At 45.0% G+C, this 22636-nt stretch carries 21 protein-coding genes and 1 tRNA gene; 3 read left to right on the forward strand and 19 right to left on the reverse strand.

The window, feature by feature from the left end; all coding sequences use genetic code 11:
- Positions 1-34 precede the first annotated feature (34 nt).
- The 8 genes from CRO04_RS07680 to CRO04_RS07715 all read right to left on the reverse strand — a co-directional run bounded on the left by CRO04_RS07680 (position 35) and on the right by CRO04_RS07715 (position 7977).
- Positions 35-1183, reverse strand: a complete 1149-nt coding sequence (locus CRO04_RS07680; protein ID WP_097003651.1) for a sodium ion-translocating decarboxylase subunit beta — start codon at positions 1181-1183, stop codon at positions 35-37.
- Positions 1184-1239: 56 nt separating this feature from the next.
- Positions 1240-1611: a biotin/lipoyl-containing protein gene (locus CRO04_RS07685; RefSeq protein WP_097003652.1), complete on the reverse strand. Its 372-nt coding sequence runs from the start codon at positions 1609-1611 to the stop codon at positions 1240-1242.
- Positions 1612-1632: 21 nt separating this feature from the next.
- Positions 1633-2412, reverse strand: a complete 780-nt coding sequence (locus CRO04_RS07690; RefSeq protein WP_097003653.1) for an OadG family transporter subunit — start codon at positions 2410-2412, stop codon at positions 1633-1635.
- Positions 2413-2429: 17 nt separating this feature from the next.
- Positions 2430-3884, reverse strand: coding sequence for an acyl-CoA carboxylase subunit beta (locus CRO04_RS07695; protein WP_097003654.1), 1455 nt, complete (start codon positions 3882-3884; stop codon positions 2430-2432).
- A gap of 272 nt (positions 3885-4156) precedes the next feature.
- Positions 4157-4723 (reverse strand): hypothetical protein, encoded by a 567-nt coding sequence (locus CRO04_RS07700; RefSeq protein WP_097003655.1) that lies wholly within the window; start codon positions 4721-4723, stop codon positions 4157-4159.
- A 131-nt stretch (positions 4724-4854) separates the two neighbouring features.
- Positions 4855-5700 (reverse strand): YitT family protein, encoded by an 846-nt coding sequence (locus tag CRO04_RS07705; protein ID WP_097003656.1) that lies wholly within the window; start codon positions 5698-5700, stop codon positions 4855-4857.
- A 25-nt stretch (positions 5701-5725) separates the two neighbouring features.
- The gene (locus CRO04_RS07710; protein ID WP_166432499.1) at positions 5726-6571 is read right to left on the reverse strand and encodes a tyrosine-protein phosphatase; all 846 of its coding nucleotides are present in this window, start codon (positions 6569-6571) and stop codon (positions 5726-5728) included.
- An 83-nt stretch (positions 6572-6654) separates the two neighbouring features.
- Positions 6655-7977, reverse strand: a complete 1323-nt coding sequence (locus CRO04_RS07715; RefSeq protein ID WP_097003658.1) for a D-alanyl-D-alanine carboxypeptidase family protein — start codon at positions 7975-7977, stop codon at positions 6655-6657.
- 114 nt (positions 7978-8091) lie between these two features.
- Between CRO04_RS07715 and CRO04_RS07720 the strand changes: the two genes are divergently transcribed.
- A complete protein-coding gene (locus tag CRO04_RS07720; protein ID WP_097003659.1) occupies positions 8092-9336 on the forward strand; it encodes a DNA polymerase Y family protein in 1245 nt (414 codons plus the stop codon).
- A 30-nt stretch (positions 9337-9366) separates the two neighbouring features.
- Here the strand turns inward: CRO04_RS07720 and CRO04_RS07725 are convergent, their stop codons facing one another.
- Positions 9367-10245 (reverse strand): YitT family protein, encoded by an 879-nt coding sequence (locus tag CRO04_RS07725; RefSeq protein ID WP_097003660.1) that lies wholly within the window; start codon positions 10243-10245, stop codon positions 9367-9369.
- A gap of 35 nt (positions 10246-10280) precedes the next feature.
- A complete protein-coding gene (locus tag CRO04_RS07730) occupies positions 10281-10613 on the reverse strand; it encodes a U-box domain-containing protein 56 (RefSeq protein WP_242974381.1) in 333 nt (110 codons plus the stop codon).
- A 24-nt stretch (positions 10614-10637) separates the two neighbouring features.
- Here CRO04_RS07730 and CRO04_RS07735 point away from each other — a divergent pair, with 24 nt between their 5' ends.
- Positions 10638-11561 (forward strand): RluA family pseudouridine synthase, encoded by a 924-nt coding sequence (locus CRO04_RS07735; RefSeq protein WP_097003661.1) that lies wholly within the window; start codon positions 10638-10640, stop codon positions 11559-11561.
- Here the strand turns inward: CRO04_RS07735 and CRO04_RS07740 are convergent.
- Positions 11524-12927, reverse strand: a complete 1404-nt coding sequence (locus CRO04_RS07740) for an RsmB/NOP family class I SAM-dependent RNA methyltransferase (RefSeq protein WP_207654417.1) — start codon at positions 12925-12927, stop codon at positions 11524-11526. The genes CRO04_RS07735 and CRO04_RS07740 overlap by 38 nt on opposite strands.
- A 75-nt stretch (positions 12928-13002) precedes the next feature.
- On the opposite strand from CRO04_RS07740, the gene CRO04_RS07745 reads away from it, so the two are divergent.
- Positions 13003-13578: a hypothetical protein gene (locus tag CRO04_RS07745; protein ID WP_097003662.1), complete on the forward strand. Its 576-nt coding sequence runs from the start codon at positions 13003-13005 to the stop codon at positions 13576-13578.
- 69 nt (positions 13579-13647) lie between these two features.
- On the opposite strand, the gene yedF is transcribed toward CRO04_RS07745, so the two are convergent.
- The 8 genes from yedF to CRO04_RS07785 form a co-directional block, all read right to left on the reverse strand.
- Entirely contained in the window at positions 13648-14262 is a 615-nt protein-coding gene (gene yedF / locus CRO04_RS07750; protein ID WP_097003663.1) for a sulfurtransferase-like selenium metabolism protein YedF, read from the reverse strand.
- 95 nt (positions 14263-14357) lie between these two features.
- Positions 14358-14693 carry a DUF1292 domain-containing protein gene (locus tag CRO04_RS07755; protein ID WP_097003664.1) on the reverse strand — a complete coding sequence of 112 codons (336 nt, stop codon included), beginning with the start codon at positions 14691-14693 and terminating at the stop codon, positions 14358-14360.
- 97 nt (positions 14694-14790) lie between these two features.
- A complete protein-coding gene (locus tag CRO04_RS07760) occupies positions 14791-15315 on the reverse strand; it encodes a cob(I)yrinic acid a,c-diamide adenosyltransferase (RefSeq protein WP_097003665.1) in 525 nt (174 codons plus the stop codon).
- A 16-nt stretch (positions 15316-15331) separates the two neighbouring features.
- The gene (locus CRO04_RS07765; RefSeq protein WP_207654421.1) at positions 15332-17164 is read right to left on the reverse strand and encodes an ATP-dependent helicase; all 1833 of its coding nucleotides are present in this window, start codon (positions 17162-17164) and stop codon (positions 15332-15334) included.
- Between the two features lie 82 nt (positions 17165-17246).
- Positions 17247-18707: a glutamate--tRNA ligase gene (gene gltX / locus CRO04_RS07770; RefSeq protein ID WP_097003667.1), complete on the reverse strand. Its 1461-nt coding sequence runs from the start codon at positions 18705-18707 to the stop codon at positions 17247-17249.
- Between the two features lie 95 nt (positions 18708-18802).
- On the reverse strand, positions 18803-21331 hold the full coding sequence (locus CRO04_RS07775; RefSeq protein ID WP_097003668.1) for a transglycosylase domain-containing protein: 2529 nt from the start codon (positions 21329-21331) through the stop codon (positions 18803-18805).
- A gap of 79 nt (positions 21332-21410) precedes the next feature.
- Positions 21411-21483 (reverse strand) — tRNA-Thr (locus tag CRO04_RS07780).
- A gap of 184 nt (positions 21484-21667) precedes the next feature.
- Positions 21668-22621 carry an L-lactate dehydrogenase gene (locus tag CRO04_RS07785; RefSeq protein WP_097003669.1) on the reverse strand — a complete coding sequence of 318 codons (954 nt, stop codon included), beginning with the start codon at positions 22619-22621 and terminating at the stop codon, positions 21668-21670.
- Positions 22622-22636: the final 15 nt, after the last annotated feature.

The raw sequence follows: 22636 nt of genomic DNA on the forward strand, positions 1-22636 counted from the left end.
TTTGCTCCCGGAACTATCAATGTCTCCGGTCAGACTATCTTACTCCGAAAATAGCCATGAATGTACCGGCTGCAACTGCAGTACCGATAACACCGGCTACGTTTGGTCCCATAGCATGCATCAGCAGGAAGTTTGTAGGATCTGCTTCTGATCCCACCTTCTGGGATACACGGGCTGACATGGGAACTGCGGATACACCGGCTGACCCAATGAGCGGATTCACCTTGCCGCCTGTAACCTTGCACATCAGCTTACCAAAGAGAACACCTGCTGCTGTTCCGATTGAGAATGCAATCAGACCTAACAGAACGATTTTAAGTGTATCCAGATTTAAAAATGCTTCTGCACTGGTTGATGCTCCAACAGATGTTCCAAGTAAAATTACCACAATATACATTAATGCATTCCCTGCAGTCTCAGCCAGCTGTTTAACAACACCGGATTCTTTGAATAAATTCCCCAGCATCAGCATACCCACTAAAGGTGCTGTAGTGGGAAGAATCAGACATACAACGGTAGTAACAATAATCGGAAACAGGATGCGTTCCAGTTTTGAAACCGGGCGGAGCTGCTCCATTTTGATTTTACGTTCTTTCTCCGTTGTAAGAAGCTTCATAATCGGCGGCTGTATAATGGGAACAAGTGCCATATAAGAGTAAGCAGCTACCGCAATGGGACCCATAAGGGAAGTCATACCCAGTTTTCCTGCAAGGAAAATGGAAGTCGGGCCGTCTGCTCCTCCGATAATGGAAATGGCCGCTGCCGCTTTGTCGTTGAATCCAAAAAGAATTGCCATAAAATAGGCAGAATAGATACCAAACTGCGCCGCAGCACCCAGAAGAAAGCTCTTGGGGTTTGCAATCAAAGGACCGAAATCGGTCATCGCACCTACGCCCATGAAGATAAGCGGAGGCAGAATCCCCCATTCATCCAGTTTAAAGAAATATTGCAGCAGTCCGCCGCCGGAACCATCCGCTCCAACCTCTTTCATAATATCCGGATAGATATTTACCAACAGCATACCAAAGGAAATCGGAACCAGAAGCAGGGGTTCAAAACCTTTCCGAATTGCCAGATACAGAAAAATAAAGGCAACCAGAATCATTAACATATTTCCTGCAGTCAGGTTAAAGAATGCGGTCTGCTGAAGAAGATTGGTGAATGTATTACTGATATAATTCATGTTAATCCCTCCATAAGGAATCCGCGCTATTTATCGTTTTAGCGGATCTTTCCGTACTAGTTTAATGTAGCTAATGTTGCGCCTGCTTCTACGGAATCACCCACTGCTGCATGAATGCTGGCAACTGTTCCATCGGAAGGTGCTACGATTTCATTTTCCATCTTCATCGCTTCCAGAACGATAAGGACTTCACCTTTTTTCACTGCCTGGCCTGCACTTACCTTTACGCCAAGGATCTTGCCAGGCATGGGAGCAGTTACTTTTACAGAGCCTTCCGCTCCTGTTACCGCTGCCTTCTTCGGTGCCGGAGCAGCCTCTTTTTTAACCGGTGACGGAGCTGACACTGCTGCCGGAGCCGCTGCACCTGTGCTTTCTTCTACGGTTACATCGTAAACATTACCATTCACTGTAATTGTATAATTTTTCATGATGAGAATCCTCCTGATTATTTATGCTTTTTTCCATTTTCCGGCTGATGCACGTTTAATGGAACGTACCACCAGACCGCTTGGGGAGCTTCCTGTAGATGCTGCGATTGCTGCCGTTATGACAGCCACCAGTTCTAAATCGTCTGAAAGTTCCTCTTCCACTTCCTCTTTCACATCTGCAGCAGGAGCCGCCGGCTCTGCAGCAGGAACTGCCGGTTTGTTCTTATTAACAGCCTTTGCTTCCAGAACGCTGATGTAGCGGAAACAGCTGATCAGCAGACTGATAAAGATCAATACCAAAAATACGGTACCCATTCCCATCAGTGTATTCAAAGCCGCTTTTTCCATCTTTTCACCAAACGTATACTGGGGAATAAACGCCACGCCGGTTATCTTGGAAAGCTTGTGGTCAAAGGTTACGGTAAAATCCATATTTCTTTTTTCAAATACAGTATTGACCGTAGCACTGTAACCTTCCTTGCCCTCTTCTAATTTTACAGAATCCGAAGCAGAGATAAAGCCGCCTAATTCATCCTTTACATTCTCCCAGGAATCGATTCCCTCTGCCAGAGCTGCAACCTCATCCTTTTTTACCAGGCTCTTTCTCATCTGCTCGGTATCCTTGTCCTCAAGACCGGTGTACAGCTCCAGATACGAGGCGACGGGAATCTGCTCAAGCTGCGCTCTCATATCTGCATCGATAGCTCCGGCCTCAGACCCGGCTTTGCTGCATGCAGATAATGAAAGGAGGCAGACTGCCATAGTAAGACCCACTACTACTCGTTTCAAATTTAATTTCATATGCCTGTCACCTCATTCTATATCGTGCCATGTTTTTTTGCCGGACGATCCTCTCTCTTTGTGAATAACATCTCAAATGCAGCGATAACTCTGGCTCTTGTTTCACTGGCATCGATGATATCATCAACATATCCCCTTTTTGCAGCAGAAAGTGCACTGGACTGAAGAGCACGGTAGCTTTCCGCCTTCTCATCAAGCACTGTCTTTCCATCTTCAACCTTTGCGATCTCATCCGCATACATAATCTTTGCGGCCTGTACCGGGTCCATCATTCCAATTACTGCCTCAGGCCATGCATAGACGATATCTGCACCGATGGATTTGCTGTTCATAGTCAGATAAGCACTGCCAAACGCCTGACCGGTCACAACCGTAACTTTCGGCACGGTTGCATTGGCAAATGCATAAGTGAGCTTAGCTGCTGCCTTTGCAATCATCTTTTCTGAACCGGCTGTGCTCTCATATCCGGTTACGTTCACCAGAGTAAGCAGCGGAATATCAAATGCATCACAGAATCCAACAAATTCTGCAGCTTTCTCACAGCCTTGTCCCGTCAATTTTGCTTCATAGGACTTAGTCTTTAAACCATTCTCATCATAGGATTCTGTTCGATTGGCAACGCAGCCTACGGTAATTCCATTTAAACGGATAAAGCCGGTAACCATAGAGGAGCCATATTCTTTTCCGGTCTCCATAAAGAAATGATTATCAGAAATCTGCGTGAGTGCGATCTTTGTATCTCCCACATAGTTGGCTAAATCAGAACAAACGCGGTTTAAATCATCAGTGCACTCATCGTAAGACATGTCGTCCTCACTATTAGCAGGTAAAATTGTGACCAGAGTTCTGATATTACTCAGAATCTCCTCTTCATCTCCAACAAAATCTACCAGGCCGGCTTCCCTGCTCTGGAAGTCAGCAGAAGCTGTATTTAATTTTTCCGCATAGTTATTCTCAATGGCGTTAGGAGAATTCACAAACAGCTTTGCAGACGTTCCTTCCATAAAAGTAAAATCTGCCATAGCTGATGAAACAGCCATGCCGCCGCCACAGGTGCCGAAGACCGCCATAATCTGTGGTACCACTCCTGATGCTAAAGTCTGGCTCATATAGATCTCACCAAAGCCATTCAAGGCATCTGTTGCCTCCTGAAGCCGTAATCCGGCGCAGTCTACCAGACCAATTACCGGCGCTCCCATCTTCATAGCCATGGTGTAAAGTCGTGTAATTTTCTTAGCATGCATCTCTCCTACAGCCCCTCCGAAAACAGAAGAGTCCTGGCTGTACACATACACAAGGCAGCCCCCGATGGTACCGTAACCGGTAACAACACCGTCAGAAGGAGTTTCCCTTGCTGTCATGTTAAAGTCTGTACTTCTCGCTGTTACGTAGCCGCCGACTTCAACAAAACTGTTTTCATCAAGCAAAGCATGAATCCGATTACCTGCTGATGTTTGTGTTGAATTACTCATTTTGCAATCCTCCATTTTGTAATATTTGCATAGCCCCGTTATAAAAATAACGATAAGACTATATAATAACACCAATTTCTGCCAATTATAATTGTATAATTAATCTCAACTTATTTCAAGCTCTATTTAGTAAAAAAAGAGCAAAAAACTATGGATTTCTTACAATCCATGGTCTATTGCTCCTAATTATCGTTGGCATAATATCGATTCGTGTAGATTTTTCCGGCACATTGTATATTTTTGTCGAAAAAATTTGTGAGTTGTATCCAATGTTATTCTTTAATTTCTGTAATACCCATGCTGCCCTCCGGTGATTCCTGAAACACAATCCTGGAATCTCCTTCGCCCATCACGACTCCTTTTGCTGTTTTCTTCAGCATGGCTGTATCAACTTTGGCCACTGCAACCATTAAATCGTCACCAAATACCATATCCGGATTCTGCTTTAACAGATCTTCCTGCGTTTTTAGAATAATCGTTTCCTGATCACCGGTAATAAACACACAGGGATAGGTAATAAGTTCTGCCAGCGTTTCCAGACTCCGGTCTGAAACTGCTTCCTGTATTTTTTCCGCAAAGGCTTCCGTCTGTTTTCCTGGTCCCTCATAGGTCTGATCAGCCGCCAGATCTGTACCTTCTGTATTGTCTTGTGATATGCCTTCTTCCGTTATATGTTCTTCTGATATGGCATTTTCCGTAATGCTGGCCGCAGTCTCCGATTCTGTCATCTGCGCAGTTTTTAAACCAGCGGTAGAATCTCCCTTTTTCCCGCATCCAACTGCAAAAAATACAGCCAGCACAATGACAAAACTTATGAAACCGAATCTTTTCCTGAACATTTTAACTTCCTCCCTGCGTCCTTTTACTGCTTCGGGCACAGTATAGCACCGGAAAAGATTGGAAGTCAATAGAGTTTCCAAAACCGTAAACCTTAGTCATTTTTCCGTAAGATATTTGTCCGCATTTTTAATTATTTGTATTCCTTATGAAGTGTAAAACCTCTTCCCCGCACTTCAGTAACCTGATTGATAATCATAAAAGCATGAGGATCCATTTGAAGAACCAGCTCATTGAGCTTTGACAGCTGCCTTCCGGAAATCACAGTAAGTACAGCAAAGGAAGATTCCCTTAAATAACCGCCCTCACTGGCAAGCAGCGTTGTCCCACGGTCCATCCGCTTTTGTATCTCCCTGCTGATCTCGTCATATTTGTTACTGATAATTTTTACCTGCATCTGATTTCGTCCCGTCATAAGCACTTTATCCAGAACAAGGGTGTACAAAAGAACAAGAAGGATTCCGTACAGGATCTGTTCGAGGTTGGAAAATATCATCTGGGACAGAAGTATGAGACAGTCAAATACCGATAATGTAAGAGAAATTGATAAGTTCCACTTTTTATTCAGAATCAGAGGAGGTATGTCCATGCCCCCGGTAGATGCCCCCGCCCGTATAACCATACCGATTCCTGCACCAATAAGAAGGCCGGAAAACACAGTAGCCAGCATACGGTCATGAGTGATAACCGTACTCCCCAAAAGTTTCTCAAAAATCCCCAGAATGAAAGGGAAATAAAATGTACTGATCATGGTTGTCAGTGCAAATGCTTTCCCCAGCACAAACGCGCCTGCAATAAACATTACAATATTAAAAATTCCGATAAAAAGAGCAACCGGTATTCCAAACTTCGCATGGGCAACCAAAGCAAGACCTGTGGTGCCTCCTGTAATCAGCCCGTCCGGGAGAATAAACAGGGAAACAGCAAGCGCATATACGGTGTTTCCTGCCAGCACAGCCGCTATTTTCTTCCAATTCATACTTTAGTAACTTCCTTTCATGTACTTACTCTGTTAAAAACTTTGCCCTAAGCTCATACCTTTTTCCTGGAGTCACGGACAGCCGGGTGCTTAAGTAATGGTCGATAGATCCAAAGGACTGTTCCATAGCAGTAAAGGCACGGAGAATATAAGTCTCTGAAACAGTGAATAATATCCTGACACAGTCCGCAAGACCTTTATCGCCTGTCTCCTTTTCGATCTGGGCGCAGACCTGATTGACCTGCTCCATAACGTAATCATTGGTTTTCACAAAATCCCTTATAATGGTTTCTCTGCGGACACCAAGTGCAAAAAGAAGCAGCGCAGTTCCCACACCAACCCGGTCCTTTCCTGCTGTGCAGTGCCATAATACTGCCCTGTCATCTGCTTCCAGCAATAGGTCGAAAAAACGGGAATAGGAAGCAGCGGCATGGTCATTTAAAACCAGGTCTTCATAAAGCCTGTCCACATACAATTGCGGTTTTCCGTCCAGGGAAGAGGCATGAAGAATAATTGATTTTAATGCATCTCTCTCCCCTTCCTCTGCCTCCTGTTCTTCCTCTTCAAAGGTAATCCCCACTGTTTTCTCGTCCAGAATGGGATTAAATATATTACATACACCGGGCATATCCGGATCTGGTTTCTGCATTCGTTCCGTGGCTGTTCTGAAATCAATGATGGTTCCAAGTCTGCACTTATCAGACAATATGCGGATATCGTCACCGGTTGCCTCATATAAGGTGCCGCTTCTGATCAGCCTGTTTTTCAGTATCATTCTCCCGTCCTGAGTTCTAAAACCGCCCAGATCTCTGGTATTGTGCAGCTTCTCAAGTTTAATTCTGCCACTGAAAACGGTATCTCTCTCATTCATTTTATCATATCCTCCCATTCCCTCCTGCCCGTTTTCTGTTAAAAGAGGGAATTCATTTTTGTCAAGTATATCATAAGTTCCCGTTAAGAGGAAGCGAGTATTTCCATAATCCCCGGCATTGACAGATAACGGGATAGAATATTTTTAAAACACCAGACAACCGTCAGACGTTTCGTTCCTTCTGTTAAATAAACAGGAAATTCTTTTACAGTCTCACCATTTAGCTGGTATGTAACAGCACCTACCGCCTGCCCTTTTTCCACAGGGGCTTTCAGCTCTTTCGCAATGCTGGTCTTAACAGTGACTTTCTCATCGTCAGCCAGCAGAAGCTTTATGCTTTTCTTCCGGTCCTCTGCCATGGAGCAGGAAATCATGACAGGCTGGTCAAGACCGCCTGATAAGGGAACTGCATCCGTGATCAGCACCTGGGGCAGCTGGACCTCTTTATAAACTTCCCTGTAATGGAACCGGTCCATGCCGTACTGAAACAGCTTTCTGGCATCAGACCATTTATAAGTTTTATGGGGAGGCCACCCGCAGCCAAGAAGAGCGATGGTAAAGATCCTTCCGTCGCTTTTGACTGCTCCCACATAAGAGTAGCCTGCTCCTCCGGTAAACCCCGTTTTTCCGGAAAAAGCGCCGCTCATGGACGTGAGAAGTGCATTGTGATTGGTGCAATGATAGGACCTCTTTCCATCTACATCTGTAAAAGTATAGTTCTGAGTGCCGGTAATTTCCAGAAATTCCCTGCTTTTTGGTGATGCTCCAATGCAGTAATTCATAATTCTGGCTAAATCAGATGCAGTGGTAGCATGTTCTTTGATTTCTCCGCCTATTTCTTCCTTTGCATCCAGGCCGTTAGGCGTAATAAAATATGTATTGGTGCAACCCAGCTCCTTCGCCTTTTGGTTCATGAGCTTAGCAAATCCTTCTCTGCTTCCTCCCACATGCTCTGCAATCATCATGGCCGCATCGTTGTGGGATTCAAGCATCAGACTGTAAAGTAAGTCTTTCAGATAAATCTTTTCTCCCTTATAGACTCCCAGATGAACCTTTGGCTGGTTTGCTGCATTCTGGGTGGCAGTTACCTGGTCGGACAGGTTACCGTTTTCCAGGGCAATAATACATGTCATAATCTTTGTGGTACTGGCCATCGGCCGTACCAGATCTTCATTTTTCCCGTATAAGACACGGTTGGCAGAGGCATCCATCAATACTGCTGACTGAGCATGAAGATTCAGCTCATCGGTTGTCTCAATTGGTGGCTTATGATCCGCTTTTTCTGAAGTCACTGATGTATGGTTTATAATGGTCTCTTTTTCTGCCAGCGTTCCCGCCGCTGCTGCAAAAAGGATGAATGCGGCGGTTCCTGCTGCTGCCAGGAGTTTTCCTTTGGCATGCCTCATAAAAGAGCCTCCCCCTTGACTTTATTTTATCCTATTCCGCGGTTTTTTTAATTATTCCCCTTTACTTTCCGAACATATTTTCGGTATAATAAAAAGAAAAAAGGAGAATCGGATATGTCAAGGGAGCCACTCATTTTCCATATTGATGTGAACTCAGCATTCTTAAGCTGGGAATCTGCAGACCGCTTAAGACAGGATCCAAATGCACTTGATTTACGGACCGTAGCCTCTGCAGTGGGAGGCGATGCCCAGTCAAGGCACGGAATCGTACTGGCAAAATCCACACCGGCAAAAGAATATGGAATAACAACCGGAGAACCCATCGCCCAGGCACTTCGCAAGTGTCCCGGACTCACTGTGGTCCCCGCACGCTTTGATATCTATCTGGAATATTCCAGAAGACTGATGGCTCTCCTGTCCGATTATACTCCGGATATCGAGCAGTTCAGCATCGATGAGGCCTTTCTCGATATGACGTCCACCATCCATTTGTTCGGATCTCCCCTTGCTGTAGCAAATCAGATACGGGAGAGAGTCTGGCAGGAGCTTCAATTTACAGTGAACATCGGGATCGCGCCCAATAAACTGTTAGCCAAGATGGCCTCCGATTTTAAAAAGCCCAATCTATGCCATACCCTGTTTACTCATGAGATTCAGACAAAGATGTGGCCGCTTCCTATCGGAGAGCTGTTTTTCGTGGGACATTCCGCCAGACAGAAGCTGGAGAGAATCGGCATTCATACCATCGGACAGCTGGCCGGATGCGATGTGATATATTTAAAGCGCCTCCTGGGGGAGAAGTATGCCGTTTTAATTCATGACTATGCCTGCGGTATCGATGCTTCCCCGGTGGCCTCACGGGAACCGGCAAATAAAGGATACGGCAACAGCACCACTTTAGCAAAGGATGTGGACGACATGGAAACAGCCCGCTACATTCTTTTGTCCTTAAGCGAGACAGTAGGGGCCAGGCTGCGGAGAGATCACGTGATGTGCGACTGCGTCTGTGTTGAGATCAAGGATTGGGACTTCCATACCCAGACTCATCAGACTACACTGAACAATCCTACAGATTCCACAACTGTTATATATGAACATGCATGCAGACTTCTGGAAGAGTTCTGGGACAGGACGCCGCTGCGACTGATCGGGGTCCGCACAACCAAGATTTCGGATGAGAGTTATCTGCAGATGAGCTTATTTGAATCAGAACAATCAAAAAAGATGAAAGAGATGGAAAAAGCAGTGGATCATATTCGAAACAAATTCGGTACTGACAGCGTAAAGAGAGCCAGCTTTTTACAAAAGGACCGAATGGTGGATCATGCTGCAGGAAAGGAAAAGCATATGAAAAACTAATGCTTTCCTTCCCTCCTGACCAGATGAGAGCTAAAACTGACCGTTGATCGGCTTAAAGCCCTCCCCATAAACTTCATTGGAATCGGTGATAATTAAGAATGCATCCTTGTCCGTCTCATGGATCGCCCTTCTGATTGAGACCACCTGAGCATTATTGCATGCACACATCACCACATTCTTTTCATCTTTGGAAAAAGAGCCCTGTCCCTTTAAAAAGGTACTGCCTCTGCCGGTTGCCTCTTCAATTTTTAAAGCCACTTCTGCTTCGTGGGAAGTGACAACAAACACCAGCTTACCTGCGCCTAATCCATACATGATTTTATCGATTACCATGGTTGTCACGATGGAAGATACCAGACCGAGAATAACAGCGTCAATATTTCGAAATACCAGTCCGCCGGTTAAAATTACAACTGAATCCACAATAAGGGAGATCTTTCCGATGGTGATATGGGGAAACAGCTTTCTGATTGCCATAACCAGGAAGTCAGTTCCTCCGGTGGAACAGTTTCTCAAATAAACAATGGTTAATCCCAATCCGGAAAAAATACCCGTACAGGCAGATGCATATAAGGGATTTCCCTGATAAGCCGGCAGCATGGGAACAATATAATCCAGAACCAGTGCAAAGATCAGCATACTTTTCATGGAGCGCAGAAGAAATCTTCGTCCAAGCAGCTTATAACTGACCAGTACAATGGGGATATTTAATACAATGCTGGTAATACCCATGGGAAGTCCGAACAGATAGCGCAGAATCAACGCAATACCCGATACTCCTACCGGTGCAAACTGTGCATTTACAGCAAAGTTATAGATTCCCACATTAAACAAAATTGCTCCCACCAGATCACACAACAGATCGATTCCAAGTTCCCTGGGGGGATATTTCTCACGGTCTCCCTTCATGTTTATACTGCCTCCGTTTCTTTCTTCCGATTATTTTATAAAAAATAATCGTTAATCTCAAATTCTTTTCTGCCAATCCTTATGCGCTTAATTAAGACACTGCTCTCACCATCTTCCTCTGTGCAGATACCGGCTGCAAAGATCTGTGTCTTACCATAGGATTCCGTCAAATTCACTTCTTTATCCAGAATTCCCTTATCTGCCAGCGCTTCTGCCAAATCAAGCAAAACCTCTTCTACCTCTTCCTCAATGTGATTCTTTTCAAACTCTGCTTCCAATTCCTCATACATCTCTTCATTAAACATCTTAATAACCCCCTTTCCGCTTTCAGAATTAATTATACTCACAAGTTCCTTCTTGTCAATCATGTCCCTCCATGATAGAATCGGCTTATGAAAATGATTATGAATTACCTGATTACCGAGACATCAAACGATACAACTATAGAGCGGTATCTCTTAGAGCAGGGATACTCCCAGAGCCTGATCCGGCACTTACGCAATACGGAGAATGCAATTACAGCCGGTGGCATGGCAGTATATACCACCCACAGACTGATACCGGGGGAAGTCCTTACCATTTCCTTTCCGGAAGAGAAGAACTCAGAGAATATTATACCAAGTAAACTGCCCATTGATATTCTGTTTGAGGATGAGCATCTTCTGGTTATCAACAAAGCAGCCGGCGTTCCCATTCATCCGTCACAGGGAAATTACGACAACACCCTGGCCAATGGTCTGGCTTACTATTTTAAGGAGAAGCAGATGCCATTTACCTTTCGTGCAATCAACCGGCTGGACCGGGATACCACCGGTCTTTTAATTATCGCAAAAAATCCTTTAAGCGCATGTATTCTGTCTGAAATGGTGAAAAAGCATGAGATCCGCAGACGGTATCTGGCCGTTGTTTCGGGAGAGCTTCCTATGGAAGGCACCATCGATTCCCCCATTGCCAGAGCACATGATTCTACAATAGAACGGTGTGTGGACCCGGTTCTTGGTGATCCGGCAAGAACATTTTTTCAGCGCCTTTTTTATGATCCTGTGACCGGACATTCCCTTGCAGGCATTCGGCTGGAGACAGGACGCACCCACCAGATCCGGGTTCATCTAAAATCCATCGGACACCCTTTGCCAGGTGATTTTTTATATAATCCGGATTACCGCTATATAAAGCGGCAGGCTCTCCATTCCTTCCGGCTGGACTTTATCCACCCTGTCACCAGAGTCCGGCTTCATTTTGAAGCACCCCTTCCGGAAGATATGCAGTTTCCTGGTATTACATCCACCGAAGGCCTTTGGGATAATGATTTTTAAGAATGCTGCCAGCCAGTTTTGCAAAACCAATGGAATATCCATCTGCTTCAACCAGCACCCAGCCCTTACCATTTAGCTTCGACGGCCAGGGTACAGGTTCCTGAAGCGTATGGCCTTTTAAATATTTCACCATATCTTCCTGATCTGCCGGTATGTTGACCCATTGAAGAACTGCTTCTTTTTTCAGGGAAAGTGCCAGTGCATGGGAAGGCTTAAACCGGTTCTTTTTTATGGTTCCCATGTGAAGTCCCGGACGAATCACTTTGATCCCTTTTAAATCAATCATTTCCGGCGGAAGAAGGTAAAGCTGTTCCCCAAAGAGGATATACTCGTTCCGGTTTAGAAAATCATCCGGTTTTACCAGGAAATCCTTTAAAAACGCCTCAACTTCTTTCCAGACAGATTTATCTTTTAAATAAGAAGGATAAATCTGCTTTTTCTCCAGACAATCACCCTCTTCTTTTGTCAGAACTGCCAGAAAATGCCCCTCCCCCTCTGACTTATGCGGCCAGATGCGGTATGTCTTATCAAGCGTCTTTGTTCCTGCTTTGCTCCATAAAGCACAACCTCGGGATAATCCCGGACGTTCCCCCCTGTCTGCAATGGAAAATTCAGGATGTGACAGCAAAAATTCCTCAATCACCTGCTCATTTTCCTCCGGCGAAAACGTGCAGGTAGAATAAACCATGGTTCCCCCAGGCTTTAACATCGAAGCTGCATGAAAAAGAATCTCATTCTGCCTTTTTGCACATGCCGTTACATGATCCGGACTCCATTCCAGTCTGGCAGCCTCATCTTTACGGAACATTCCTTCCCCCGAACAGGGCGCATCCACCACAATCCGGTCAAAGAACCCAGGGAATTTAAGAGCGAGCGAGCGGGAATCTTCGTTGGTAACGACGGCATTCACCACTCCCATCCGTTCTACATTCTGAGCCAGTATTTTTGCTCTGGCAGGGTGAATCTCATTGCTTAAAAGGAACCCTTCTCCTTTCAATCTTCCTGCAATGTGAGTCGTTTTTCCTCCTGGCGCCGCACATAAATCCAGAATCTTTTCTCCCGGCTTCGGATCGAGAAGCTCTGTCACAGCCATGGCACTGGGTTCCTGAATATAATAAACACCGGCTTCATGATAGGCATGCTTTCCCGGCCGCTGACCGGCCTGATAGTAAAAACCTTCTGATGCCCAGGGAACCGGCTCTAATAAAAAAGGAGAATTCCTGAAAAATTCCCGTGGGTCTGCCTTTATAGGATTGATCCTAAGCCCCAAAGCCCGGTCATCTTCATAGCTTTTAAAGAAAGCATCCGCTTCTTCCCCCAGCAGTCCTTTCATCTTTTCCATAAATGTTTCCGGTAACTGAATCATATTTATTCCTCATAATTTTCTGTTATTTTTTTAAGTTTGTGGCAAACTAATGGGAGAAACACCGGGAGGTGCCATATGACTTTTTTAACTATAACCGCTTATTTTATCATCCCTGTTTATACCATTCTGTTTGCCTGGGGAACCAACTGGTTCACGCTTAATTTTTCCATTCTCGGTAGTCTGGCGGACAGAAAAAACTTATTTCTTCTTTGGGGTATTATTGTTGGTACGTATTTCTATTATGTATTAAAAAGGATTATCCGCACACTTCCCAGAAATAAAAAGGAGAAGGCATTTACAACTTTAGCCCTCATGCTTCTGGCTCTGGCCGTCACAACTCCCTATCTGCCTGATACCCGGCCTTTTCATGCAGTGCTTCACGTAGTATTGTCGTTTGCAGCTTCCATCTCCCTGCTTCTAAGTCTGTTTCTGGTGATCTGGAAGCTATACTGTATGAACCGGACCGCCTATCGTCTTTATTTCGTAAGTCTGCTGTTAATCACTGCGGTCTGTGCAGTCCTTTTTTTTCTGACCGGTATTGTCAGCACCGCTCTTGAGATCTTCTTTATTCTGTCAAGCACCTTCTTACTCCGCAGGCTTTACGGGAAGGTATGCAGTCCGGGTATCCTGTGGAAATACCAAAAGTTTTGACAATAAAGGGAAATGTCCGTAAGACCACCAATCTCTTACGGGCATTTGCATCTTACGATTCCTCTGTTATCACGGCCTGAGAACGGAACGTGCCCCTGCCATTTTTTCTGTTATCTCATACATGTTTGTCACTGATCCAACCTTCAGTTTTTCTGATATACCATAAAAATTCAGACAGGTGCCACAGGTTAATATCTCTACCCCCTGCGCTTCCAGCGTCTTTAGATCCTCCAGAGACTGGGACCCCTCGGTTGAAAGCCAGGCCCCTCCATTATAAAGCAGTATGGTTTCAGGCAGTTCCTCCAGCTGTGTCAGGGCATATACAAACCCTTTCATCAGGATTCGGCCAAGTTCTTCACTCCCGGTTCCCATCTGATCAGAGGAAAGCACAACTACCAGACCTTTTTTGCGGCTGTCCGGAATGCATTCGTCCTGCGATACAGTATCATCTTCATGCAGTTCCCCGTTTTCCATATGAAACAGTATCTGATATTCATTTTCTGAAAGCTTCCTGGATTCAGACCTCAGACCGGAATAATTCCCCAGTTTCACTACATTCTGAACTGCAATTTCATTGTCAACAAGAATGGTCAAAGTCCCCTGAGACATCCCCTTCATGGCTTCCTTTGTCTTTATCACCGGCTGGGGACACGTAAGACCTCTGGCATCAACTGTCTTATCCATACTTCCATCTCCTATTCTTCTATACAATAAAATCAAAAGCCGGGACCGGCTCCATATCCCGGACCTTTCCCGACTTTTCACTCTTCATTTTCTTATTACTCTTCTTCGTCTTCGCCAACCAGTTCATCGTATTCTGCTTCATCTAACAACTGATCAAACGCATCTGCTACGATCTCATATTCATCGTCATCTTCGATATTTTCAAGATTTGGCTGTCCGTCTTCTTTTTCGGAATAGCGATACAGATAAACTTCTCCTTCTTCTGCTTCAGCGCCTTCCATAGGGAGCAGAGCAATATAATCTCTCTCAGCTGCTGTGAAAATTGTAAGTACGACGCACTCCAGTTCCGATCCATCATCCAGGGTCAGTGTCACTGTCATCTCCTCCTGGGGTTCCATATCATCGCGCTCTAAATTAGGATCCTGTGCCATCCTGTTACCTCTCTTTTTCTATCTTAATATTATGGTGTATGTTAACACCTTTCTCCACTCTATCAGACAATCCGGCAAAAATCAAGGTATTTTGTCGTTAATATTCAATTCCCCTTCTGGCATTTATTCCCCGGTCATACGGATGCTTTATCTTTTTAATCTCTGACACATAATCCGCCTGTAAAAGCAGCCTTTCAGAAGGATTTCTGCCAGTGAGTACTACCTCCAGTTTCTCTGGTCTGTCAGCGAGGAACCGAAGCACCTGATCCTCATTTACCAGTCCATAATTACACACAGCCATGATCTCATCCAACACCAGCAGATCAAAGGATTCATCTGCCGCTTTCTTTAGCGTGGTATCAAGAAGTCCGGAATAATAAATACCGGCAGCTGTTTTTTGCTCTTTAGTCATGTTGGTAAAAAAACCAAAGCTCTGTTCACAGGGAATGACTGTGATACCAGACAGTGTGCCAAGTGCAATTACCTCACCTGAATGATCGGTCTTGAGAAAACGGGCAATCAGCACCTTTTTATCACAGCCGCTGGCGCGGACTGCCAGGCCCACAGCAGCGGTGGTTTTTCCTTTTCCATCTCCGCAGTAAATGTGTACACAAGATTCCATAAAATCCGTATCCTCCTTAATTTTTTTCCAGATACTCTCTTATAAAGCGGGATACCTCCTGCTTCTTGCCATATCGTTCCCTGACGTAGTTGATATGAAGCCGCTCCTTTGCTCTCGTCATGGCTACATAAAACATCCTCCGTTCCTCTTCTAAATCAGCCGTAAGAACCGCTTTTTGATGAGGCGTCACCCCTTCATTGGCATCTGGAATATAAACTATTTTGTATTCCAGTCCCTTGGAGCTGTGCATCGTCATGAGCGCCACACCTTCTCCCTTAGTCTGCCCTGACTTTGCTCGGTTGTTAAGCTCTTCTCCATATTCCTTCATATGCAAAAGCCACTGTTCAAACGAAGCAAAACCTGCGGCACTTTCCTGAAGCTGGTCCGCCACCTCTAAAAGCTCCTCCGGCTTCATCCTGCGGTACTGGGCATATTCTTTCAGATAATCATCGTACCCCACCGCTTTCCTGATATAATTAACAGCTGCAACAGGTGCCATATTTTTAATCATTCGCAAATCATATTCCAGCTGTTCCACCCGCTCCACCATAAACCCCCGGTCCTGATAGAAGGATTTTACCGACTCCCAGTTTACAGGATTCCCTTCCAGAGAATCCCTGCTGATGTAGCGGTTAGGCCGGTTGATGATCTGGAGAACGTTGGCCCTCTGGCAGTCTCCCCGGGCGGTTTTCATGTAGGAAACCAGGTTCCCGGCAATCCAGTGATCATATAAATTGGGAACGGAATCTCTGGTAGTAAACGGTACATTGTATTCCATAAATTTCTCAATTAGCAATCTTGGTCCCAGATTTGTCCGGTATAACACAGCGATATCGTTCAGTCCATACCCCGCTTTTACATAATCCAGAATCTCCCTGACAATTTCCATGGTTTCTTCCTGAGGATCTGTCCACATTCTGGTAATCACCGGCTTTCCTGGTCCTTGTCTGGTGATGATATTTTTAGTAAAACGCATCTGGTTGTGGGCAATCAGCTTTCCTGCAGTTTCCACGATATCTCTGGTGCTTCTGTAATTGATATTTAACAGTACCTTCTTCGTATTTTTATAATCCTTTTCAAAACCCAGCATAATTTCCGGCTTTGCTCCCCGAAACCGGTAGATGGACTGGTCATCATCTCCCACAATAAAAAGGTTGTCCTCAGGAGCTGCAAGCATGCGGACAATTTCATATTGTACCCGGTTAATATCCTGAAACTCATCAATCAGGATATACCGGTATTTCCTCTGCCATGCCGAAAGGATATCCTTTCTCTGGGTAAATAACTCATGGCACATCACAAGCATATCATCAAAATCAATTAAATTGGCTTTTCTCAGCCTGTCTTCATAGCCCTGATAAAGCTGTTTAAACGTCTCCTCCGAACAGTTTTTGGAATAATAATGATCCAGCGGAATCATATCCCCTTTCACGGAACTGATTTCCGTCAGAATGGAGGCCACAAACTCACTCTCATCCTCTACCTCCACTTCCCGCCGGTCCATCTCTTCTTTAACAAACCGGACTTTCTGGTCTTCCCTTATGATATTCCTGGCATCATAGTGGTAAGCAAATTTAAGAATACGGAAAAATACGGAATGAAATGTTCCAAAACTGACAAAGGGCGCAGGATCTCCCATTAAGGCATCAAACCGCTCTTTCATCTCCGTGGCTGCTGCCTTGGTAAATGTAATCACCAGAATGCTGGATGGGTCCACTTTGTACTCCTCAATCAGATGGCAGACCCGGTGTGTGATGGTAAAGGTTTTTCCGGATCCCGGCCCTGCCAGCACCAGCATCGGCCCATTCCGGTGAAGAATTGCTTCTTTCTGGGCGCCTTCATAAGTCACTTGTTGTTTCATGTTATCCTCCGTCTGAAACAAAGAAACAGGAGTCCGGCCTCCGGCCTTACCCCTGCTTCTTTCTTCTTATCTATAAAGTCCCTTTGCTCAAAAGTTCGATTCCTCTTCTGATTCGTTGTAAGGATTCTTCTTTTCCAAGGACCTCCATAATTTCAGTTGCACCTGCGGGAGTCATCTGCTTACCTGAAACTGCAGTGCGGATGGGCCACATCACAAAACCGGTTTTGCAGCCCTTCTCTGCAACATATGCAGAAAGTGCAACATAAAGTGCATCGTTGCTGTAATCTTCCTGCTTCTCCAGAATAGGAAGTATCTCCGTCAGCAGGGTAAGAGACGTTTCGCTGTCCGTCTTCATCTTTTTGTTGGTATACATGGCACAATCATATTCCGGGAGTTGTTCAAAGAAATCAATATGATCCTCTATATCAGGGAATACTTCAATTCTTGTCTTAACCATGGCTGCGATCTTTCTTAAATCAAGATCTTTTTTTATAACTGCTTTCAGATAAGGCTCTGCCATCTGATAGAACCGCTCAGCGTCCATAGATTTTAAATACTCGCTGTTCATCCACTTCAATTTGGTCATATCGAACACAGCCGGTGACTTGCTTATATTTCTGTAGTCAAATTCCCGAACCAGTTCTTCCAGAGAAAATATCTCCTGGTTTCCAACCGGTGACCAGCCAAGTAAGGCCACATAATTAACCACTGCCTCAGAGACAAATCCCTGTTCGATCAGATCTTCATAGGAAGCATGTCCGCTTCTTTTGCTCAGCTTTTTATGCTCCTCATTGGTAATCAGCGGGCAATGCACATATACAGGAACTTCCCAGCCAAATGCGTCATACAGGCGGTTATATTTGGGAGAAGAGGATAAGTATTCGTTTCCTCTTACCACATGGGTGATTCCCATCAGATGATCATCCACTACATTGGCAAAATTATAGGTCGGATATCCATCGGACTTGATCAGAACCATATCGTCAAGCTCAGAATTATCAACGGTAATATCACCGTAAATCTCATCGTGGAATGTGGTGGTTCCATCTACCGGGTTGTTCTGGCGGATGACATAAGGCATTCCAGCCTCCAGATTCGCCTGAACCTCCTCCTTGGAAAGATGAAGGCAATGCTTGTCGTAAACCATGATCTCCTGTCCGTCGACCATTTTCTTTAAGCTGTCCAGACGTTCCTGGCTGCAGAAGCAGTAATATGCTTCCCCTTTTTCCACCAGCATTTTAGCATAATCAAGATACATCCCCAGAGCATGGCGCTCGCTCTGGACATAAGGGCCGACTCCGCCATCCTTATCCGGTCCTTCATCATGAACAAGTCCGGTCTCTTCCAACGTTCTATAAATAATCTCCACAGCACCTTCGACAAACCGTTCCTGATCAGTGTCCTCGATACGAAGAAGAAAATCTCCTCCTTCATGCTTTGCAATCAGGTACGCATACATGGCAGTTCTTAAATTCCCTACGTGCATACGGCCTGTGGGGCTTGGGGCATATCTGGTTCTAATTCGATTCATTATAAACACACTCCTATATCTTCATTCTCGTGATGTTTCAGACAAACTTCATTATATAACGAACAATTGGAAAAAACAATGACTTCCCTGTATTTTTATTCCATTCCAGGAGGAAGCATCTCCGCCTGGGGGCCATCTGTCCCGCCTGGCTGGGAAATATCATCGCCCGGAAAGGCAGGGGCTGTGGTCTCTCTCGGTCTTCCCATTCCCGGTCCGATTTCCTGAGGTTTCCCTGAATCATCCTGTTTGGGCAGAGACAGAGCATGGCTGACGGCATCATCCAGTGCCTGTCTGAGGCTGTCATAGTTTTCGGTTCCATTTAACTGCTCTAAAAACGTCTTGGCAGAAGTAATCTTATCATCAGTCGAGCTGTCACGATGATCCAGTCCGTTAAGTTCTGTGATAAGCTCCTGCAGAGAGGCCGCTGCCTGCTCTTTCGCCTGTCTGTCCGCTTCAGAAGCCGCCAGTTCCATCTGTGCCTGTGATTCCTGCAGCTTACGCGCTTCTTCCTCTTTCCATTTTACAGAATCTGCTCTCGCCGCGGCTTCTGCCACTGATGAGAACAAATCCTTATTCCCTGTTTCCTGATCTGTTTTTTCTCCTCTTGCGTCTACAGGATAAAGGGAGACAGTTGACGGCATATCCCAGTCCTGAGGCGGCAGATCCTTATTGATTTCTGCCATAAAATCATGCCACATTTTTCCGGAATACGTCTTACCATAGACACCGGGCATCGCTCTTGGTGTATCATACCCCACCCAGATCGCAGTGGTATAATATTTGGTATAGCCGCAGAACCAGGTATCCTTGCTGCTGTTTGTGGTTCCGGTTTTTCCTGCTGCCGGAATCTTAAGCCCCAGTCCGGAACCTGTTCCGTAAGGTTTATCCAGAGTTCCCTTTAATACATCAGTGACCATATAGGCAATGTCTTCCGTAAAGATTCTTTCATCTGCCGGGCTTCCCTGATATATCTCTCCGTCATACTGGCTTTTGATGCTTGTTATGCAGGTTTTATTGCTGTATCTTCCCTGATTGGCAAGAACGGAGTAGCCTTTCGCCATATCCACAACTCTGGCTCCCTCGGTAAAGCCGCCTATACTCATACTGCTGTTTCCATTGTCCATATAGCTTAAACCTGCAAAGTGCATTTTTCCTAAGTAGCTGATTCCCTTATCCACACCTATATCATTCAGTATCTGCCATGCCACGGTGTTTAAGCTTCGGTTTAAAGCTTCTCTTACAGAGATCTCCCCGAAATACTTGCCGCCGCTGTTTTTCGGACCGCCATCAAATAAATGGTCATTCACCAGCCTGGAGGGATAATAAAAACCGGTTTCAAAAGCCGGAGCATAATCAATCAGCGGCTTGATGGTGGAGCCCGGCTGCCGTCTGCTTAAAAATCCACGGTTATATTCATCATCCGTTCCTCTTCCCCCTACGATTGCCACCACATACCCTGTCCTGTTATCAACGCAGACTGCGGCACCCTGCAAAGCAAATTTTCCATTGTCCTGCACTTCGGTAAATCCCTTTAGATGGGAGTCAATATTTTCCTGAAGCATGGACTGCAGCTTTGAATCCAGACTGGTATGTATTTCAAATCCTCCCCTGCGCACCATATCACTCTTTGCCTGATACAGCTCCTGATATTCTTCCTTATAGGAATCATAGGACGCCTTACCTGGAAATACATACTGAAATACAAATCCGTCATTTTTCATCATCTCCAGCACTGCAGAATGGATGGCATAGCTGGTCTGATAATTTTCCCTGGTACCGCCTTCATAAACCTTTGCAACAGTCAGAGGCTGTGCCTTTGCATTTTCCTGTTCATCCTTTGTAATGAATTTACAAAATGCCATACTGTCGATAATCTGATCCCGCTTCCATTTTGAAGTGTCGGGGTGGGCCACAGGATCATACTTGGATGGATTGTTGCTGATTCCGGCAAGCGTCGCCGCCTCCCAGACCGTTAAATCCTTTGCCTCTTTGTCAAAATAATAACGGCTTGCCTCAGATACACCGTAACACCGGTTGGCATAGAAATTGGTATTGCAGTAAAATTCCAGAATATCCTGTTTGGAATACTTGTCCTCAATCCGGGGAGCAGCAAAAAATTCCGTGATCTTTCTCTGAATGGTCCGCTCCTGGGTTAAATAGGTGTTTTTTATCACCTGCTGGGTAATAGTACTGCCGCCCTGAGTCGCAACTCCTTTGTTTTTAATAAAAACCAGACCGGCTCTTAAAAGCCCTTTGTAATCAATTCCATGATGTTTATAGAACCTTCTGTCTTCCTGAGCCACATAGGCATTCTGGAGATTTTCACTTATGTCCTTAATGGACACATATTCGTAGTGACCGGAATTGATGGTTCCGATTAAATTCCCTTCTGAATCATAGACTTTTGTATCCGTTGGCTGAGAGAAATCGGTTCTGGAGGTCTGTCTGATAATTGTATCAGCCTTTTCCTTGCATGCCATGATCTCATCCTGATATTTAAAAAATATGGCGCCTCCGGCCAGACACCCTATCGCCATTACCAGCAGAAATACAAAGAGTATGATCTTTATGGGACGAAAAAATATATACCAGGCACTTTTTCGTTTTTTTCTTTTCTTCGCCATAACAAACCTGCCTCCTTTTTCTTTTTTGGATATAATAAAAACGGGAAGTCTCTTAAATTAAGACTTCCCGTTTGTTATAAGCTGATGACGGGACTCGGACCCGTGACCTCCTCACTACCAATGAGGTGCGCTACCACCTGTGCCACATCAGCATTCTGGTTCGTCGCTCGAACCTCGTATATCATAGCATGGGAAAATCTATTTGTCAACGTTTTTTATAAGTTTTTTATAATACACATAAAACTGCAAAAATTCTACAAATACTTAGTAAAAATGCCCTTATTCCGGCTGAAACAGACCAGGAAAGAATGGGAATCCCCATCCTTTCCTGAATTTTTATAAAATTCCTTCAAAGCTCTTTCGTAACGTATCACAGGATTTTCCAAACTGCTTCATCTCTTCTTCTGTAAGAGAAAGGGATAAAACCCTCTGGATTCCGTTCTTATTTATGATACAGGGAACGCCGGCATATACATCTGTCTGACCGTACTCCCCTCTCAGCATGGTTGATACGGTAAATACGCTGTTCTCGTCTCCAAGAATTGCTTTTGTGATTCTGGTCAGTGCCATTCCGATTCCGTAATAAGTCGCCTGCTTCGCATCTATAATCCGGTAAGCGGCTCCCCGTACTTCCTCCTCAATCCGCTTTAATTCTTCTCTGCAGACGATGTCGTCTTCCCCGCCGTTCCCACAGAGAGACAGAATTGGTTTGGTAGCAACCATAGCCTGACTCCACGGAACAAATTCACTGTCCCCATGTTCTCCCATTACGTAAGCATGGACATTCCTCGGATCCACCTTAATGGATTCTCCAAGCAGATACCGAAGTCTCGCCGTATCTAAGGCTGTCCCGCTTCCAAGAACACGCTTTGGATTGAAACCGGAAAGCGAATAAGTGATTCTGGTCATAATATCAACCGGGTTGGTCGCCACCAGAAAGATTCCGTTGAATCCCGACTCTGTCACGGGCTGTACAATAGACTCAAAAACGGAAGCATTTCGTTTTAACAAGTCAAGTCTGGTTTCTCCCTGTTTCTGCGCCACACCTGCACAGATCACCACAATATCCGCATCCGAACAATCCCTGTACTCTCCTGCATAGATCTTCATATGATATCCGGAAAAAGCCAGTCCATGATTTAAATCCATGGCTTCCCCCTCCGCCCTCTTGCGGTTAATATCAATTAAAACAAGCTCATCACAAACTCCCTGATTCAGCATGGAATAAGCATAACTCATTCCCACCATTCCTGTTCCTACAAGCGCAACTTTTCTGTTATCTGTTCTCATATTTTATGCCACTCT

The sequence above is a fragment of the Lacrimispora amygdalina genome, assembly GCF_900205965.1.
Lineage (GTDB): Bacteria > Bacillota > Clostridia > Lachnospirales > Lachnospiraceae > Lacrimispora > Lacrimispora amygdalina_A.

Excerpts from the sequence above, each read along its gene's own strand:
- CRO04_RS07680 (WP_097003651.1), bottom strand. The coding sequence starts at position 1,183 with ATGAATTATATCAGTAATACATTCACCAATCTTCTTCAGCAGACCGCA.
- CRO04_RS07715 (WP_097003658.1), bottom strand. The coding sequence starts at position 7,977 with ATGAGGCATGCCAAAGGAAAACTCCTGGCAGCAGCAGGAACCGCCGCA.
- CRO04_RS07720 (WP_097003659.1), top strand. The coding sequence starts at position 8,092 with ATGTCAAGGGAGCCACTCATTTTCCATATTGATGTGAACTCAGCATTC.
- CRO04_RS07740 (WP_207654417.1), bottom strand. The coding sequence starts at position 12,927 with ATGATTCAGTTACCGGAAACATTTATGGAAAAGATGAAAGGACTGCTG.
- CRO04_RS07695 (WP_097003654.1), bottom strand. The coding sequence starts at position 3,884 with ATGAGTAATTCAACACAAACATCAGCAGGTAATCGGATTCATGCTTTG.
- CRO04_RS07700 (WP_097003655.1), bottom strand. The coding sequence starts at position 4,723 with ATGTTCAGGAAAAGATTCGGTTTCATAAGTTTTGTCATTGTGCTGGCT.
- CRO04_RS07785 (WP_097003669.1), bottom strand. The coding sequence starts at position 22,621 with ATGAGAACAGATAACAGAAAAGTTGCGCTTGTAGGAACAGGAATGGTG.
- CRO04_RS07685 (WP_097003652.1), bottom strand. The coding sequence starts at position 1,611 with ATGAAAAATTATACAATTACAGTGAATGGTAATGTTTACGATGTAACC.
- gltX (WP_097003667.1), bottom strand. The coding sequence starts at position 18,707 with ATGAATCGAATTAGAACCAGATATGCCCCAAGCCCCACAGGCCGTATG.
- yedF (WP_097003663.1), bottom strand. The coding sequence starts at position 14,262 with ATGGATAAGACAGTTGATGCCAGAGGTCTTACGTGTCCCCAGCCGGTG.
- CRO04_RS07690 (WP_097003653.1), bottom strand. The coding sequence starts at position 2,412 with ATGAAATTAAATTTGAAACGAGTAGTAGTGGGTCTTACTATGGCAGTC.
- CRO04_RS07760 (WP_097003665.1), bottom strand. The coding sequence starts at position 15,315 with ATGGAATCTTGTGTACACATTTACTGCGGAGATGGAAAAGGAAAAACC.
- CRO04_RS07705 (WP_097003656.1), bottom strand. The coding sequence starts at position 5,700 with ATGAATTGGAAGAAAATAGCGGCTGTGCTGGCAGGAAACACCGTATAT.
- CRO04_RS07725 (WP_097003660.1), bottom strand. The coding sequence starts at position 10,245 with ATGAAGGGAGACCGTGAGAAATATCCCCCCAGGGAACTTGGAATCGAT.
- CRO04_RS07745 (WP_097003662.1), top strand. The coding sequence starts at position 13,003 with ATGACTTTTTTAACTATAACCGCTTATTTTATCATCCCTGTTTATACC.
- CRO04_RS07730 (WP_242974381.1), bottom strand. The coding sequence starts at position 10,613 with ATGATTGACAAGAAGGAACTTGTGAGTATAATTAATTCTGAAAGCGGA.
- CRO04_RS07775 (WP_097003668.1), bottom strand. The coding sequence starts at position 21,331 with ATGGCGAAGAAAAGAAAAAAACGAAAAAGTGCCTGGTATATATTTTTT.
- CRO04_RS07735 (WP_097003661.1), top strand. The coding sequence starts at position 10,638 with ATGAAAATGATTATGAATTACCTGATTACCGAGACATCAAACGATACA.
- CRO04_RS07755 (WP_097003664.1), bottom strand. The coding sequence starts at position 14,693 with ATGGCACAGGATCCTAATTTAGAGCGCGATGATATGGAACCCCAGGAG.
- CRO04_RS07710 (WP_166432499.1), bottom strand. The coding sequence starts at position 6,571 with ATGAATGAGAGAGATACCGTTTTCAGTGGCAGAATTAAACTTGAGAAG.